General features: G+C 43.4%; 1 pseudogene. It reads right to left on the minus strand.

Features of this window, described 5'->3' with window-relative positions:
• Positions 1 to 690: 690 nt before the first annotated feature.
• Positions 691 to 819, minus strand: a pseudogene (locus tag ACTNBK_RS17050) (Maff2 family mobile element protein); the annotation flags it as partial.
• Positions 820 to 1,185 lie beyond the last annotated feature (366 nt).

Genomic DNA, 1,185 nt, shown 5'->3' on the forward strand with positions numbered 1-1,185 from the left:
TCTACATGGGCAAGAATTCCAATATTGATTATTTTCATGTGATTGTCCTCCCTTTACAGCCCCAAAGGGCATAAAAATCCCCAGCAGTAAAATACTTTTACCACTGGGGATTATAAGTTGCGGACATACACATATACAGCATACACCTGTTTGTGATTGCTGTTTTTGGGGATATGTCAAAATTGATAAGGCAAAAGTATTCTTAAATTGGGTACAAAAAACTAAGCCCCTACAAAAGGAGCTATCATAATCCTTTGTTCCCACTATTTGATTATAGTTTTATTTAAGAATACCTTGCCGCATATTTTTTACTCCTTTTCTGGATTAAATCATTGTATCACATCAGTTTTAGGAAAGCAAGTACCTAAAAGAAATTTTTCTTCCCCTTATATGTAACAATCATACCGGCTTCCTAGCGTTCAGAATGTTTTCTGCTGTCTGCTGTGGTGTTTGGTTGGAATTGTCCAACCAAAAGCCGATCCGTGGTGTTGTCTGCATTTTACTAAATACAAATTCAATGTATACAGAAAGATATAAGGAGTGGGAGGGATTCCGCCGTAGTTGGCATTGTAGGAAAATCCAAAAGTTTAGATTTTCCCACAATGCTTATCTTTTGGTCTTTGGTTCGGAATAGTGTAGTGCTGGCGGTCTATCTCTTGTTTTCGGTTGCTTGCTTCCTTACCGTACATGAGCATTCGCGCCGGGGTTGTCGTTGCCGTAACCTTCCAGCAGGTTAATGACACCCCAGATGCCGAGGCCAGCGCCGAGAGCAATAACGAGGGTCTGAAGAACGGTGATTGCCTGAGTAAAAAATTCCATATACAGAATGAGCCGGAATCGTTTGAATAATTGCTTAGTTATGGTTCATAGGCATACAAAGGCCGGAACAATCCGCACCCGGTTTCCGGGGCCTGATTCCGGCTGTCCTCCTTTTTCTGTTATTATTTGGTGATTGTCCGCTTTGCTTTGTACGCCAATGGCCCCGTCCGGGGCGGTTGAGGCGGATAGATAAGACCACTTCCTTTCACAGCGGAACAGATTTACGCGCCCTCTGCGTCTACTTCATACACATCGTAGGTGCCGTCAAGATTTATGCGCAAAATTATTTGCAGGCTCCGGCTGAATGAAGTCAACCGGCAATAGAGGCGTCGTCCAGAGCCGCCTCCAAGTGCTTCATGTTCATGT

This window comes from Intestinimonas sp. HCP28S3_D6 (assembly GCF_052065695.1).
In the GTDB taxonomy this organism is placed as follows: Bacteria; Bacillota; Clostridia; order Oscillospirales; family Oscillospiraceae; genus Intestinimonas.